Raw genomic sequence first — 13,206 nt, 5'->3', positions numbered from 1 at the left:
TCCATGGAGCATGAGGTGTTCGTTCCGGTTCCGGTCCTGTCCCTGCGGCGGACGCTGGGCGATGCTGCCCGGGTGGCGCGCTGTGTGCCGGGACTACAGCAGGACGCCGACGCGTCGGCGGGCCCGCTGTCCGGCCGTCTGAAGATCAGGGTCGGCGGTCACACGATCACCTACCGGGGTGTGCTGAAACTCGCCGGCCGGGACGGTGACACCTTCGCCGTGGCCGGGGAGGGTACCGAGGCCCGTGGCGCGGGATCGGCGCATGTGGCGCTGACGCTGACGCTCACGGAGACGGACGGCGGCACGACGATTGAGTACGCGGGCACGGCGGGCGGGGAGGGACGCGTCGCGGGCCTGGACCACTCGGTGGCACTGGCGGCGGCCCACCGGCTGCTGGACCGCTTCACGCAGCAGCTGGTGACGGAGTCACTGGCGGCCGCGCCGGGCGAGGCGTCCGCCGGGTCGGTCGGGGTCGTGCCCGCGGAGCCGGCTGGGGACGTGCCCGCGGATTCGCGGGAAGAGGCCGTTGCCGACGGGGCCGACGAGGAGGACGCCGCCGACCGGACCGAAGCAGCAGTCGAGCTCGACCCGGCAGCCGACGAGGTCGCGGTGGAGGAGGCCGAGGCCGACGCGGTCGCGGCGGGGGAGGCCGTTGACGACGAGGAGTCGTGCGACGGGCCCGCGCCCGGGGACGCGAAGGGATCCGTGTACGACGCGCCCGTGCCGCCGCCCTCGCTCGACCCCCTCGCCGAAGTCGAGTTCACCGTGCCGGACGGACCTCCCGCCGAGGCCGCGCACGCGAGGCGCACCATGATCGGGCGCAGCACCGAGGAGGTCGACCACGCCCCGCCGCGCGGCCGGTACGCGCCCGTGCCCTCGCCCGACGCGGACGGGGCCGCGACGACTCTCCGCTGGATCGCCCCCGCGGCCGCCCTCGCGCTCGCCTCGGCGGTGGTTGTGGGGCGTGCGCTGCGGCGCCGGAGGTAGCGGCACACGTAGTGTCGTGGGGTGAGCAGAGCTGCGAAGAACGTCCGGATGACCGTCGGCGACGCCGAGTTGACCGTTGACCCCGCCCATGGCTGCCGGATCAGCAGCCTGCGGATCGGTGACACCGAACTGCTGCGCCAGGGGGAGAAGTACGGCTGCTTCCCGATGGTGCCGTGGTGCGGACGTACCGAGAGCGGGCAGTTCCGCAGTGGCGGCATCCTGCACAGCCTGCCGCTGAACGCCCCGCCGCACGCCATCCACGGCACCGGGCGCGACACCTCCTGGAAGGTGGCCCGGGAGGGCGAGGCCGAAGCCGCCTTCTACTACGACCTCGCCGAGCCGTGGCCGTACCCGGGCCGGGTCACGCAGACCTTCGAGCTCACCGAGGACTCGCTGACGCTCCGCATGGGCGTCGAGGCGCACGTGGACTCCTTCCCGGCGCAGGCGGGCTGGCACCCGTGGTTCCTCCGCACCATCGGAGGCCAGGACGTCCGGATCGACTTCGACGCCGCATGGCAGGAGGAGCGCGGCGAGAACCATCTGCCGACCGGCCGCCGGATCGACCCGCTCCCCGGGCCGTGGGACGACTGCTTCGGAATGCCCGACGGCGTCGACGTGAAGCTCACCTGGCCGGAGCAGCTGGAGCTGACGGTGAAGAGCCGGGACGAGTGGGTCGTCGTCTACGACGAACAGGACGAGGCGGTGTGTGTCGAGCCGCAGTCCGGCCCGCCGAACGGGCTGAACACCACGCCCCGGCTGGTGACACCGATCGAGCCGCTGGAGATCGCGACGACCTGGAGCTGGGTGCGGCTCTGACCGGCGACGGCAGCGCTTACCCTCGTTGACATGACTGACGTACGCGCTGAGCTGCTCCAGCAGATCAAGGACAAGGCCGTGGTGCACGGCAAGGTGACCCTCTCCTCGGGTCTGGAAGCCGACTGGTACATCGACCTGCGCCGGATCACGCTGGACGGCAAGGCCGCGCCGATGGTCGGCCAGGTGATGCTGGATGCCACCGCCGATCTGGACTACGACTGCGTCGGCGGTCTGACGCTGGGTGCCGACCCGGTGGCCACGTCGATGCTGCACGCCTCCGCGGCGCGCGGGAAGAGCCTGGACGCCTTCGTCGTCCGCAAGGCGCAGAAGGCGCACGGTATGCAGCGCCGGATCGAGGGCACGGACGTGAAGGGCCGCCGCTGCCTGGTCGTCGAGGACACCTCGACGACCGGTGGTTCGCCGCTGACCGCGGTCGAGGCGGTGCGCGAGGCAGGGGGCGAGGTCGTCGCCGTTGCCGTGATCGTGGAGCGGGGGGCCGCTCCGGCCGTCGCGGAAGCCGGTCTGCCGTACGTCCACGTGTACTCCGTGGCGGACCTCGACCTGGCCTGACCTGCGCATTCGAACAAGGGTGGCCCGTTTCACGTGAAACGGGCCGCCCTTGCGTATGCCTGAGGGAGGAGGCCGGGTGGAGCCGCGGCGAGAGTCTGGGAAGATGGGGGCGACGATGACGTCGCCCCCAGGTCAGGGACCAGCACTGCACACCCGCACATCCCAAGGAGCGGACAGATGCCCATCGCAACCCCCGAGGTCTACGCCGAGATGCTCGACCGGGCGAAGGCAGGCAAGTTCGCCTACCCGGCGATCAATGTGACGTCGACCCAGACCCTGCACGCTGCCCTCCGCGGTTTCGCGGAGGCAGAGAGCGACGGCATCATCCAGATCTCCACCGGTGGGGCGGAGTTCCTGGGCGGCCAGCACAACAAGGACATGGTCACGGGCGCTGTCGCCCTGGCCGAGTTCGCGCACATCGTCGCCGCCAAGTACGACGTCACCGTCGCGCTGCACACGGACCACTGCCCCAAGGACAAGCTGGACACGTACGTGCGTCCGCTGATCGAGGTCTCCGCGGAGCGCGTCGCCAAGGGTCTGAACCCGCTGTTCCAGTCCCACATGTGGGACGGCTCGGCCGAGACCCTCGCCGACAACCTGTCCATCGCGCAGGAACTGCTCGCCAAGGCCGCCGCCGCCAAGATCATCCTTGAGGTCGAGATCACCCCGACCGGTGGCGAGGAGGACGGCGTCACGCACGAGATCAACGACGAGCTGTACACCACCGTCGACGACGCGCTGCGTACCGCCGAGGCGCTCGGCCTGGGCGAGAAGGGCCGCTACCTGCTGGCCGCGTCCTTCGGCAACGTCCACGGCGTCTACAAGCCCGGCAACGTCGTGCTCCGTCCCGAGCTGCTCAAGGACCTGCAGGCGGGCGTCGGCGCCAAGTACGGCCAGACGTCGCCGTTCGACTTCGTCTTCCACGGTGGTTCCGGTTCCACCGCGGAGGAGATCGCCACCGCGCTGGAGAACGGCGTCGTGAAGATGAACCTCGACACCGACACCCAGTACGCGTTCACCCGTCCGGTCGCGGACCACATGTTCCGCAACTACGACGGCGTCCTGAAGGTCGACGGCGAGGTCGGCAACAAGTCGAAGTACGACCCCCGCACCTGGGGCAAGCTGGCCGAGGCGGGCATGGCCACGCGTGTCGCCGAGGCGTGTGCGAACCTGCGCTCCACGGGCACGAAGCTGAAGTAGTCGGCAGACTGTTTGTCGTGGTGGGCCCGGTACCCCTTGGGGTGCCGGGCCCATTGCATGTCCGAGTCGTATGTCCGAGTCGTATGTCCGAGCGATGTGAGGTAACTGCTGTGAGTGCGTCCTACGACTTCGACACCGTCGTCGACCGTCGGGGCACCTGGTGCGTCCAGTGGGACGGGGTCGCCGACCGGTTCGGTGTGGACGGGCTGCTGCCGTTCACCATCTCCGACATGGACTTCGAGACCGCGCCGGAGGTGCTGGCCGCGCTGCGGGCCCGGCTCGACCACGGGGTGTTCGGCTACACCGACTGGCAGCAGGACGACTTCCGGTCGGCCGTCGCGCACTGGTACGAGACCCGGTACGGCACTCGGCTCGACACCGGGCGGCTGGTCTACGGGCCGTCCGTGCTCAGCCAGCTCTCGCAGCTGCTCCAGATGTGGACGCGGGCCGGGGACGGGGTGGTCGTCCACACCCCCACGTACGACGGTTTCCGCAAGGGGGTCACCGGGCTCGGACGTGAGCTCCGGGGTGTGCCGGTCGGCGACGTGCAGGCGCTGGAGCGGGAGCTGGCGCGGGCCGACGCGAAGGTGCTCGTGCTGTGTTCGCCGCACAACCCGACGGGGCGGGTGTGGACGGAGGCCGAGCTGACGGAGATGGCCGCGCTGGCCGGGCGGTACGGGGTGGCGGTGGTCAGCGACGAGATACACGCGGATTTCGTGCACGACGGGTACGGGCACGTTCCGTGGACGCGGGTCGGGGGTGACGGCCGTTGGGCGGTCATCACGTCCGCGTCGAAGGCGTTCAACTTCCCGGCGCTGACGGGTTCGTACGGGGTCATCGGCCGGACGGCGGACCGGGCCGAGTTCCTGCGGCGCATGCAGACGGCCGAGGGCCTCGCCTCGCCGGCGGTGCTGTCGCTGACCGCGCACATCGCCGCGTACCGGGAGGGCGCGGGGTGGCTGGACTCGGTCCGTGCGTACGTGGCGGGGAACCTGGCGCTGGTGGCGGAACGGCTCAACGGCGCCTACCCGGAACTGGGGTGGGAGCCGCCGCAGGCGGGGTACCTGGCGTGGATCGACCTGCGGCCGCTTGGTGTGGACGACGAGGCGTTGCAGCGCGTGCTGATCGAGCGGGAGAAGGTCGCGATCATGCCGGGGGCGGTGTACGGGGCGCCGGGGTTCCTGCGGCTGAACGTGGGGTGCCCGCGGAGCAAGGTGGAGGCGGGGGTGGAGGCGCTGATCCGGGCGGTGGGGGTGGGCCGGTAGAGGGGCCGGTGGTGGCCGGGGTGCGCCCGCGGCGGGGCGGTCTCCCGCCGGGGCGGAGTGGCCGGGGGGACCGGTAGCGGTGATGCTGGCCGCATGGGTCATGGGCAGCGCGGCGACGGCGACGGCGGCGGCATCCGGGTCGCCTCGCCCGTCGGGCGGTGGGTCGTGTTCACCACCGTCCTCGGGTCGACGATGGCCATGCTCGACTCCACCGTCATCAACGTCGCCCTCCCCCGCATCGGCGAAGACCTCGACACCGATCTCGCCGCCCTGCAGTGGACCGTCAACGCCTACATGCTCACGCTCGCCGGCCTGATCCTCCTCGGCGGGGCGCTCGGGGACCGGTACGGGCGGCGGCGGGTCTTCGTCATCGGGGTCGTGTGGTTCGCCGCCGCCTCGCTGCTCTGCGGGATCGCGCCGAACGCGGGCGTACTCATCGCCGCCCGCGCCCTGCAAGGCGTCGGCGGAGCTCTGCTCACCCCCGGGTCGCTCGCGCTCATCCAGGCGAGCTTCCACCCGGACGACCGGGCCCGCGCCGTCGGGCTCTGGTCGGGGCTCGGCGGGGTGGGGGCCGCCATCGGGCCGTTCGTGGGGGGCTGGCTCGTCGACGGGCCCGGCTGGCGCTGGGTGTTCCTGCTCAACCTGCCGCTCGCGGCCCTGTGTGTCCCCGTCGCGCTGCGCCACGTACCGGAGTCCCGCGACCCGCGGGCGCACGGCAGTTTCGATGTCCTCGGGGCCGCGCTCGGGGCGCTGGCGCTGGGCGGCGTGACGTTCGCGCTGATCGAGGCGCCGGGGCAGGGCGCCTCCCCGTCGGTGATCGGCGCGGCGGTGGGCGGCGTGCTGCTCGGTGTGGCGTTCGTACGGGTCGAGGCGCGGCGCGCCAACCCCATGCTGCCGCTGTCGATCTTCGCGTCCCGGCTGTTCACCGCCGTCAACGTCGTCACGCTCTGCGTGTACGCGGCCCTCGGCGGCTTCTTCTTCCTCTCCGCGATCCAGCTCCAGGTCGTCGCCGGATACTCGGCGCTCGGCGCGGGCGCGGCACTGCTGCCGACGACGGTGCTGATGCTGCTGTTCTCCGCGTCGGCGGGTGATCTCGGCCGGCGGATCGGGCCCCGGATCCCGCTCACGGCGGGCCCCCTGCTGGCCGCCGCAGGGATGCTGCTGATGCTGCGCGTGGGGCCGGGGGCAGGCGTCTCCTCGTACGTCACCGACGTCCTGCCCGCCGTCCTCGTGCTCGGGGTCGGCCTCGTGATCCTCGTGGCACCGCTCACCGCGACCGTCCTGGCGGCCGTGGACGCCGAGCGGGCCGGGCTCGCCAGTGGCATCAACAACGCGGCGGCGCGGGCCGCCGGGCTCCTCGCCGTGGCGGCGCTGCCGCTGCTCGCCGGGATGGGCCCGGAGGCGTACCGCGACGCCGGGCAGTTCGCCGAGACCTTCCGGCGGGCGATGCCGATGTGCGCGGGCGCGCTGGTACTGGGCGCGGTGATCGCCTGGGCGACGGTGCGGACCCCGCCGAAGGCGGCCAGGCCCGCGTGCGCCGTGCACTGCGGGGCCGTGGCTCCGCCCCTGGAGCCCGTACGCGGCGCGCGGGACGTGTCGGAGCGGGAAGCGGGCTGATGCCCCGCGGGCCCGTCCCACCAGGCACACTTGGACCCATGTCCATCCACGAGAACCTGCTCGGGGGCCCCTCCCCGACCCACCTGCCCGACGACCCCGAGCCGCGCGAGCTGCTCGCCAACGGCGCGGCGCCCGCCGACGTCGCAGCGAAGTACCCCACCTCCTCGCTGGCCTGGGCGCAGCTCGCCGACGAGGCGTACGAGGGCGGCCGGGTCATCGAGTCGTACGCCTACGCCCGAACCGGCTACCACCGGGGCCTCGACGCCCTGCGCCGCGCAGGCTGGAAGGGCCACGGCCCCGTCCCGTTCGAGCACGAGCCGAACCGCGGCTTCCTGCGCGCGCTGCACGCCCTGGCCCGCGCCGCCGGGGACATCGGTGAGAAGGACGAGTACGAGCGCTGCTCGACGTTCCTGCGCGACTCCTCGCAGACCGCGGCCGACACCCTGGGCTGACACGCCCCGCGCCGTACCGGGCCCCGTGGACGTGTGCCGTCCGCGGGGTCCTGCCGTATGAGCTGCCTCCCGGACGACGGCGCCCCCGGCCTCGGCTTAGGATGTGCGGGCAGGGGACCGGAGCTCCACTTCCTCACGGAAGGGGCGGACCGCTACCCGGAAGCTCGTGTCGAGGAGACAGCAATGTCGACGAATCACCCCGACCCCGAAGCCACCGGTGCGGCCACCCCGCACCTCGACTTCGCGGGAACGACTCCGTACGAGGACTATGTCCAGGCGGATGTCCTGACCCACCTCCAGCACCTTCGCTCGGACGACCCCGGCGAGATGGTCTTCCTGGTCACCACCCAGGTCATGGAGCTGTGGTTCACGGTCATCGTCCATGAGTGGGAGACCGCGGCGCACGCCCTGCGCGAGGACCGCATACCGGTGGCGCGCGACGCGCTCAAGCGGTCCGTGCGGGAGCTGGAGGCGCTGAACGCCTCCTGGACCCCGCTGGCGGGGCTCACGCCCGCCCAGTTCAACTCCTACCGCGGCGCGCTCGGCGAAGGCTCCGGATTCCAGTCGGCGATGTACCGGCGGATGGAGTTCCTGCTCGGGGACAAGTCCGCCTCCATGCTGGTCCCGCACCGGGGCGCGCCCCGGGTGTACGCCGAGCTGGAGAAGGCGCTCCAGGAGCCCAGCCTGTACGACGAGGTGCTGGCCCTGCTCGCGCGGCGCGGGCACGCGGTGCCGCAGTCGGTGCTCGGCCGGGACCTGTCCAAGAAGTACGAGCCGTCGCCCGAGGTCGAGGCGGTCTGGGCGCGGATCTACGCCAACCCCGACCAGCACGACGAGCTGGTACGCCTCGGTGAGGCGCTGACCGACGTCGGCGAGCTGGTCTGGCGCTGGCGCAACGACCACCTGGTCGCCACCCGCCGCGCGATGGGCTCGAAGACCGGAACCGGCGGTTCGGCCGGTGTCGCCTGGCTGGAGAAGCGGGCCACGAAGAGCGTCTTCCCCGAGCTGTGGACGGCCCGCAGCCATGTCTGAGCCCTCCACGGACGTGACTTTCGACGGCACGGCTCTCCCCGGCGCGACGTTCGGCGACGCGACTCTCGCCGGCAGGGCGGCGGCGCTCGACGCCGCCGACGAGCTGGCCGGGCTGCGCGAGCTGTTCACCCTCGACGACACCGTGTACCTCGACGGGAACTCGCTGGGCGCGCTGCCCCGCCACGTGCCCGCGCGGCTCCAGGAGGTCGTCACCCGTGAGTGGGGCGAGCTGCGCATCCGGTCCTGGGACGAGAGCGGCTGGTGGACGGCGCCCGAGCGGATCGGCGACCGTATCGCCCCGCTCGTCGGTGCCGCCGCCGGCCAGATCGTGGTGGGTGACTCGACCAGCGTGAACGTCTTCAAGGCCGTCGTCGCCGCGAGCCGCCTCGCGGCGGACGGACGCGACGAGATCCTGGTCGACGCGTCGACGTTTCCCACGGACGGGTACATCGCCGAGTCCGCCGCCCGGATGACCGGCCACCGGATCGTCCCGGTGGCGCCCGCCGACGTACCGGCCGCGCTCGGCCCCCGTACGGCGGTCGTCCTGCTCAACCACGTCGACTACCGCACGGGCAGGCTCCACGATCTGCCCGGGCTCACCGCCGCCGTGCACGCGGCGGGCGGCCTCGCTGTCTGGGACCTGTGCCACAGCGCGGGCGCCCTGCCCGTCGGCCTGGACGAACACGGCGTGGACCTGGCGATCGGCTGCACGTACAAGTACCTGAACGGCGGCCCCGGTTCGCCCGCCTACCTGTACGTCGCCGAGCGGCACCAGGCTGCCTTCGACTCCCCGCTCCCCGGCTGGACGTCCCACGCGGACCCGTTCGCGATGACGCCCGGATACGCCCCCGCCGAGGGTTCGGTACGGGGCCGGGTCGGCACCCCCGACATCCTGTCCATGCTGGCGCTCGAAGCGTCGCTGGAGGTGTGGGACGGGGTGGAGGTGTCCGCCGTACGGGCGAAGTCTCTCGCGCTGACGGACTTCTTCCTGGAGTGCGTCGCGGCGTACGTGCCGGAGGGCCGGGTCACCTCGGTCACCCCGGCCGCGCACGCGGAACGCGGCAGCCAGGTCGCGCTGCGGTGCGAGGACGCCGAGCCGGTGATGAGCGCGCTCATCGAGCGGGGCGTCGTCGGGGATCTGCGGCGTCCGGACGTGCTGCGGTTCGGCTTCACACCGTTGTACGTGGGCTTCGCGGACGCGGAGCGCGCGGCGCGGATCCTCGCGGACGTGCTGGCAGGGTAGTCGCCGGTGGTCCGGATGCCGCTTTGTCCTCAAACGCCGGACGGGCCCGATCGGGCCCGTCCGGTGGTCGTGAGTGACCTGCGCAGTGCTGATAACGTCCCCGCAGGTCAGGACAGTTGGGCACAGGTGTAGGACGGTTGGAGCAGCATGTCGGATTCTGCCGCGCGTGATCGTGATGCCGCCGAGGAGGAGTCGGCGTTCGCCCATCCGGTGATCGCCCCCGACCGGTCTGCGGCCTACGGCAGCCATCCCGATCAGGTGATCGATTTCTACGCCCCTCGGGACGGCAGAACCGGGGCGCCCCTCGTCGTCCTGCTGCACGGCGGGGCATGGCGTGCTCCGTACGACCGCCACCATGTCTCGCCGCTCGCCGACTTCCTGGCCCGGCGCGGTTTCGCCGTGGCCAACGTCGAGTACCGGCGGGGTGGAGAGATCCCGCAGCAGCGCGGTGAGACACCGGCCGCGGGACGCTGGCCCGAGACCTTCGACGACGTCGCCGCCGCGATGGACGCGATGCCGTCACTGGCCGGGCGCGAGCTGCCCCAGGCCGACGTACGGCGGATCGTGGTCACCGGGCACTCCGCGGGCGGCCAGCTGGCGCTGTGGGCCGCCGCCCGGCACGTACTGCCCGAGGGGTCCCCGTGGCGGCTCCCCGCGCCGCCGCCACTGCGGGGCGTCGTCGCGCTCGCGCCCATCGCCGACTTCGCCACCGCGGCCGAGCTGGACGTCTGCTCCGGCGCGGTCCATCAACTCCTGGGCGGTGAGGGGGACTTCGCGGAGCGGAGCGGCTTTGCCGACCCGGCTGCCCTGCTGCCGACCGGCATCGCGACGGCCGTGGTGCAGGGGCTCGGCGATCTGACCGTGCCCCCGGCGGTGTCGGAGGCGTTCGTCGACGCGGCGGCGAAGGCGGGGGAGATGGTGGGGCTCACGCTCCTGGAGGGTGTCGGGCACTTCCCGCTCATCGACCCGTCGGCCGACGCGTGCGCGGTGGTCGCGGAGGAGCTCGCACAGCTCGCCTGGTGAGCCAGGGCGCGCGCGGTTCGTGGGGGCCTTGCGGGCGGTCGCGCGGCCCCGGGTAGTCCTTGCGACGGACGCCGCAGAATCCGTATCACTGCTGACGACCTCGCTCGCGGGGCCGCCTACCGTGAGAGGCGTGACCGAGACCAAGACCAGAAGCCCGGAGTTCCGGCTGGCCGCAGACGCGATAGGCGGCCTGCGGCAGGACCTCCTCCACGATGTGCTCGCCTACCGCCCGCTGGACCCGCTGGGCACCGGCGGGCCGGTGATCCGCAGGCTGCCGCAGCGCTTGCGGGCCCGTGCCGTCTGGTTCCCGCACGCCACGGTCGGCGCGCTGACCCTCCTCACGGTGATGGTCGGTCTCGTGGCCGCGGACTCCGAGGGCGTCTTCGGGATCTCGGCCGTCGTCTCCGGAGTGCTGCCCGCCGTGCCGCTGCTGATGAGCCTGTTCAGGCCCGTCGGCGCGTTCTGGGCATCGGTGGTGCTGACCCCGTTGGCCGCGGTCGCGGGCAACGGGGACTGGCCGTGGGGGCCGAGCATGTTCCTCTGCCACCTGGGCGTCCTCGTCGTCGTCGCGGCGCGCACCCGGCCCCGTACGGCCGCGTGGATGTGGACCATCACGCTGCTGCTCGGAAGCTTCCTGGACAAGTTCAGCGGGTCCTACTACTCCTCCACCACCGGGGGCATGGCCGTCACCTCCGCGTTCGCCCTGCTCGTCGTGACCGTGGTGCAGGTGCGGCGGGAGGCCCAGCGCGAGGTGACCGTGCAGCGCACGGTCACCGCGGTCGAACGTGACCGGCGCACACTCCTGGAGGAGCGCACGACCATCGCCCGTGAACTCCACGACGTCGTCGCCCACCACATGTCGGTCGTCGCGATCCAGGCCGAGGCCGCCCCGTACCGGGTGGAGAACCCGCCGCCCGAGCTGGAGCAGGCCTTCCTCACCATCCGGGAGAACGCCGTCGCCGCCCTCACCGAGCTGCGCCGGGTCCTCGGAGTCGTACGCGCCGAGGACTACGAGGCCCCGGACGCCCCGCAGCCCACACTCGCCGAACTGGACCGCCTGCTGGCCAACGTGGGGGAGGCGGGTCTGCGGACGGAGAAGACGGTCACAGGCGCCGTACGCGAGCTGCCGCAGGGCGTCGAGCTGTCGGCGTACCGGATCATCCAGGAGGCCCTGAGCAACACCCTGCGCCACGCGCCGGGCGCCACCGCGAAGGTGGAGATCGGCTACGTACTGGGCGGGCTCGGGCTGCGCGTCGTCAACGGACCGCCCACCGGTCTCGTCAAGCCGTCACCCGGGGCCGGGCACGGCATCACCGGGATGCGCGAACGCGTGGCCATGCTGGACGGTGAGATCACGGCGGAGACGACGGCCGACGGCGGGTACGAGATCGCCGCGTTCATCCCCGTGCGGACCGTCCGCGAGGAAAGCGACGCGCCGGCCGGGGGCACCGTGCAGGGCGGGGCCTCATGAGCGCCATCAGAGTGCTGATCGTCGACGACCAGATGATGGTCCGCGAGGGCTTCTCCGTCCTGCTCAACGCGATGCCCGGCATCGAGGTCGTGGGCGAGGCCGTCGACGGACGCCAGGCCGTCGCACAGGTCGCCGCCCTGCGCCCCGACGTCGTGCTGATGGACATCCGGATGCCCGAGCTCAACGGCATCGATGCGACCCGCGAGATCGTCGCCGCCGACGCGGACGCCAAGGTCCTCGTCCTGACCACCTTCGACCTCGACGAGTACGTGTACCAGGCGCTGCGCGCGGGTGCCTCCGGCTTCCTGCTGAAGGACGCCTCCGCCCGCCAACTGGCCGAGGGGGTAAGGGTGGTGGCATCCGGAGAAGCGCTGCTGGCCCCGGCCGTCACCCGGCGGCTGATCACGGAGTTCTCGAAGCTCTCCGAGGCGCCGCGCCCGCCCGCGCTCGCCCGGATCGGGGATCTCACGGAGCGGGAGACGGAAGTGCTCGTGCTCATCGCGCAGGGACTGTCGAACGCGGAGATCGCCTCGCGCCTGGTGGTCGCCGAGTCCACCATCAAGACGCACGTGAGCCGCATCCTGGTGAAACTGGGGCTGCGCGACCGGACGCAGGCAGCGGTGTTCGCGTACGAGGCACGGCTGGTCACACCCGGCTAGGGGCTGTGTGGCCCGGCGTCACTTCCGCCGTGTCGTGTGGGGCAGGGAGAAGGAGGCCGGGCGTGCCTCGCCGGCCGACGCGCCGGCCGGAGCGTCGGGGTTGATCAGCGAGACGATCAGCGGTGTACTGCCGACCGGACCCGACGGCCCGGCGCGCAACCGGTAGCGCTCGGTGCGCACCGCGTCGCGTGCGAGCGGGGTGCCGCCCCCGTAGAGGTGGTGCGGCATGACGTCGTTGGCGATACGCAGCTCCGCGCCGCGCCACACGCCCGCTCCGGCGTCCCAGCGTTCCAGTGCGAAGCCGTCGGACGGCGGCCGTTCGTTCGCCGGTGTTCCGTCGATCAGGATCTCCATCTGGAAGGCGAGCCGCAGATGGGCGTAACCCTGGGTGTTGCCGTTGCGCAGGGTGACGGTGAATTCCTGGGCGGCCCCGCCGCGGACCAGGTCGATGCGGCCGGTCCTGGTGGCGACCGTCATCCGCAGCCACGTGGGCTGCGGCGCGGACGATACCGGGGCAGCGGGTGGCCGGCTGGTCGGCGGGACCGACGGGCTGCTGGGCGGCGCGGTGGGGGCGGACGGGGAGGCGGAGGGCGTCGCGGAGGTGGCGCTCGCCGACGGCGGGGTGGAGGACGGCGTGGACGGTGAGGCGGATACCTCCGCGACCGTCGTCGTGTCCGCCGACCCGGCCCGGTCGGCACACCCGGTGAGCACAGCTGCGACCAGCGTCGCCGACGCACCCACGACACACATTCTCGAGCCCCGCATGGCCACCCTTGCGTGATCGTTCCGGCAGGGCACTCAACGTATCCACGCGAGCCTGTCGACTGAAGCGCTGCCGCATAACGCTTCGGGTCCCGAACCGGGGCCCCGG

Annotated in this window: 14 protein-coding genes; 13 read left to right on the top strand and 1 reads right to left on the bottom strand. The window is 72.4% G+C overall.

What is annotated here, in order from left to right; genetic code table 11:
• The first annotated feature begins 3 nt into the window (after positions 1-3).
• From AB0C82_RS30940 to AB0C82_RS30885, 12 genes are all read left to right on the top strand, one after another.
• Entirely contained in the window at positions 4-987 is a 984-nt protein-coding gene (locus tag AB0C82_RS30940; RefSeq protein ID WP_362848420.1) for an SRPBCC domain-containing protein, read from the top strand.
• A gap of 21 nt (positions 988-1,008) precedes the next feature.
• Positions 1,009-1,803: an aldose 1-epimerase gene (locus AB0C82_RS30935; protein WP_362848417.1), complete on the top strand. Its 795-nt coding sequence runs from the start codon at positions 1,009-1,011 to the stop codon at positions 1,801-1,803.
• A 30-nt stretch (positions 1,804-1,833) separates the two neighbouring features.
• Complete coding sequence (gene pyrE, locus AB0C82_RS30930) at positions 1,834-2,373, top strand: orotate phosphoribosyltransferase (protein WP_362848414.1); 540 nt, start codon at positions 1,834-1,836, stop codon at positions 2,371-2,373.
• A gap of 177 nt (positions 2,374-2,550) precedes the next feature.
• Positions 2,551-3,573: a class II fructose-bisphosphate aldolase gene (gene fbaA, locus AB0C82_RS30925; protein ID WP_362848411.1), complete on the top strand. Its 1,023-nt coding sequence runs from the start codon at positions 2,551-2,553 to the stop codon at positions 3,571-3,573.
• 110 nt (positions 3,574-3,683) lie between these two features.
• The gene (locus AB0C82_RS30920) at positions 3,684-4,838 is read left to right on the top strand and encodes a MalY/PatB family protein (RefSeq protein WP_362848408.1); all 1,155 of its coding nucleotides are present in this window, start codon (positions 3,684-3,686) and stop codon (positions 4,836-4,838) included.
• Between the two features lie 93 nt (positions 4,839-4,931).
• Positions 4,932-6,455 carry an MFS transporter gene (locus tag AB0C82_RS30915; protein ID WP_362848405.1) on the top strand — a complete coding sequence of 508 codons (1,524 nt, stop codon included), beginning with the start codon at positions 4,932-4,934 and terminating at the stop codon, positions 6,453-6,455.
• A 38-nt stretch (positions 6,456-6,493) separates the two neighbouring features.
• Positions 6,494-6,907 (top strand): DUF3151 domain-containing protein, encoded by a 414-nt coding sequence (locus AB0C82_RS30910; RefSeq protein WP_362848404.1) that lies wholly within the window; start codon positions 6,494-6,496, stop codon positions 6,905-6,907.
• 183 nt (positions 6,908-7,090) lie between these two features.
• Positions 7,091-7,939 carry a tryptophan 2,3-dioxygenase family protein gene (locus tag AB0C82_RS30905; protein WP_362848401.1) on the top strand — a complete coding sequence of 283 codons (849 nt, stop codon included), beginning with the start codon at positions 7,091-7,093 and terminating at the stop codon, positions 7,937-7,939.
• Entirely contained in the window at positions 7,932-9,182 is a 1,251-nt protein-coding gene (gene kynU / locus AB0C82_RS30900; RefSeq protein WP_362848398.1) for a kynureninase, read from the top strand. Before AB0C82_RS30905 ends, kynU begins: the two co-directional genes overlap by 8 nt.
• 147 nt (positions 9,183-9,329) lie before the next feature.
• On the top strand, positions 9,330-10,205 hold the full coding sequence (locus AB0C82_RS30895; RefSeq protein WP_362848395.1) for an alpha/beta hydrolase: 876 nt from the start codon (positions 9,330-9,332) through the stop codon (positions 10,203-10,205).
• 130 nt (positions 10,206-10,335) lie between these two features.
• Positions 10,336-11,676, top strand: coding sequence for a histidine kinase (locus tag AB0C82_RS30890; RefSeq protein ID WP_362848392.1), 1,341 nt, complete (start codon positions 10,336-10,338; stop codon positions 11,674-11,676).
• Positions 11,673-12,335: a response regulator transcription factor gene (locus tag AB0C82_RS30885; RefSeq protein ID WP_362848389.1), complete on the top strand. Its 663-nt coding sequence runs from the start codon at positions 11,673-11,675 to the stop codon at positions 12,333-12,335. The genes AB0C82_RS30890 and AB0C82_RS30885 overlap by 4 nt, the downstream gene beginning before the upstream one ends.
• Before the next feature lie 18 nt (positions 12,336-12,353).
• Here AB0C82_RS30885 and AB0C82_RS30880 read toward each other — a convergent pair whose 3' ends face one another.
• Entirely contained in the window at positions 12,354-12,812 is a 459-nt protein-coding gene (locus AB0C82_RS30880) for a hypothetical protein (protein WP_362848387.1), read from the bottom strand.
• On the opposite strand from AB0C82_RS30880, the gene AB0C82_RS30875 reads away from it, so the two are divergent.
• Positions 12,799-13,116, top strand: a complete 318-nt coding sequence (locus AB0C82_RS30875; RefSeq protein WP_362848385.1) for a hypothetical protein — start codon at positions 12,799-12,801, stop codon at positions 13,114-13,116. The two genes, AB0C82_RS30880 and AB0C82_RS30875, sit on opposite strands and share 14 nt — an antisense overlap.
• The last annotated feature ends 90 nt before the right edge of the window (positions 13,117-13,206 follow it).

It is taken from the genome of Streptomyces sp. NPDC048560 (assembly GCF_040650955.1).
In the GTDB taxonomy this organism is placed as follows: Bacteria; Actinomycetota; Actinomycetes; order Streptomycetales; family Streptomycetaceae; genus Streptomyces.
This window is presented reverse-complemented; position numbering and strand designations above follow the sequence as displayed.

Bases quoted from the DNA above. Each gene is read 5' to 3' on its own strand.
- AB0C82_RS30940 (WP_362848420.1), top strand. From the start codon at position 4: ATGGAGCATGAGGTGTTCGTTCCGGTTCCGGTCCTGTCCCTGCGGCGG.
- pyrE (WP_362848414.1), top strand. From the start codon at position 1,834: ATGACTGACGTACGCGCTGAGCTGCTCCAGCAGATCAAGGACAAGGCC.
- fbaA (WP_362848411.1), top strand. From the start codon at position 2,551: ATGCCCATCGCAACCCCCGAGGTCTACGCCGAGATGCTCGACCGGGCG.
- AB0C82_RS30915 (WP_362848405.1), top strand. From the start codon at position 4,932: ATGGGTCATGGGCAGCGCGGCGACGGCGACGGCGGCGGCATCCGGGTC.
- AB0C82_RS30910 (WP_362848404.1), top strand. From the start codon at position 6,494: ATGTCCATCCACGAGAACCTGCTCGGGGGCCCCTCCCCGACCCACCTG.
- AB0C82_RS30905 (WP_362848401.1), top strand. From the start codon at position 7,091: ATGTCGACGAATCACCCCGACCCCGAAGCCACCGGTGCGGCCACCCCG.
- kynU (WP_362848398.1), top strand. From the start codon at position 7,932: ATGTCTGAGCCCTCCACGGACGTGACTTTCGACGGCACGGCTCTCCCC.
- AB0C82_RS30895 (WP_362848395.1), top strand. From the start codon at position 9,330: ATGTCGGATTCTGCCGCGCGTGATCGTGATGCCGCCGAGGAGGAGTCG.
- AB0C82_RS30885 (WP_362848389.1), top strand. From the start codon at position 11,673: ATGAGCGCCATCAGAGTGCTGATCGTCGACGACCAGATGATGGTCCGC.
- AB0C82_RS30880 (WP_362848387.1), bottom strand. From the start codon at position 12,812: ATGACGGTCGCCACCAGGACCGGCCGCATCGACCTGGTCCGCGGCGGG.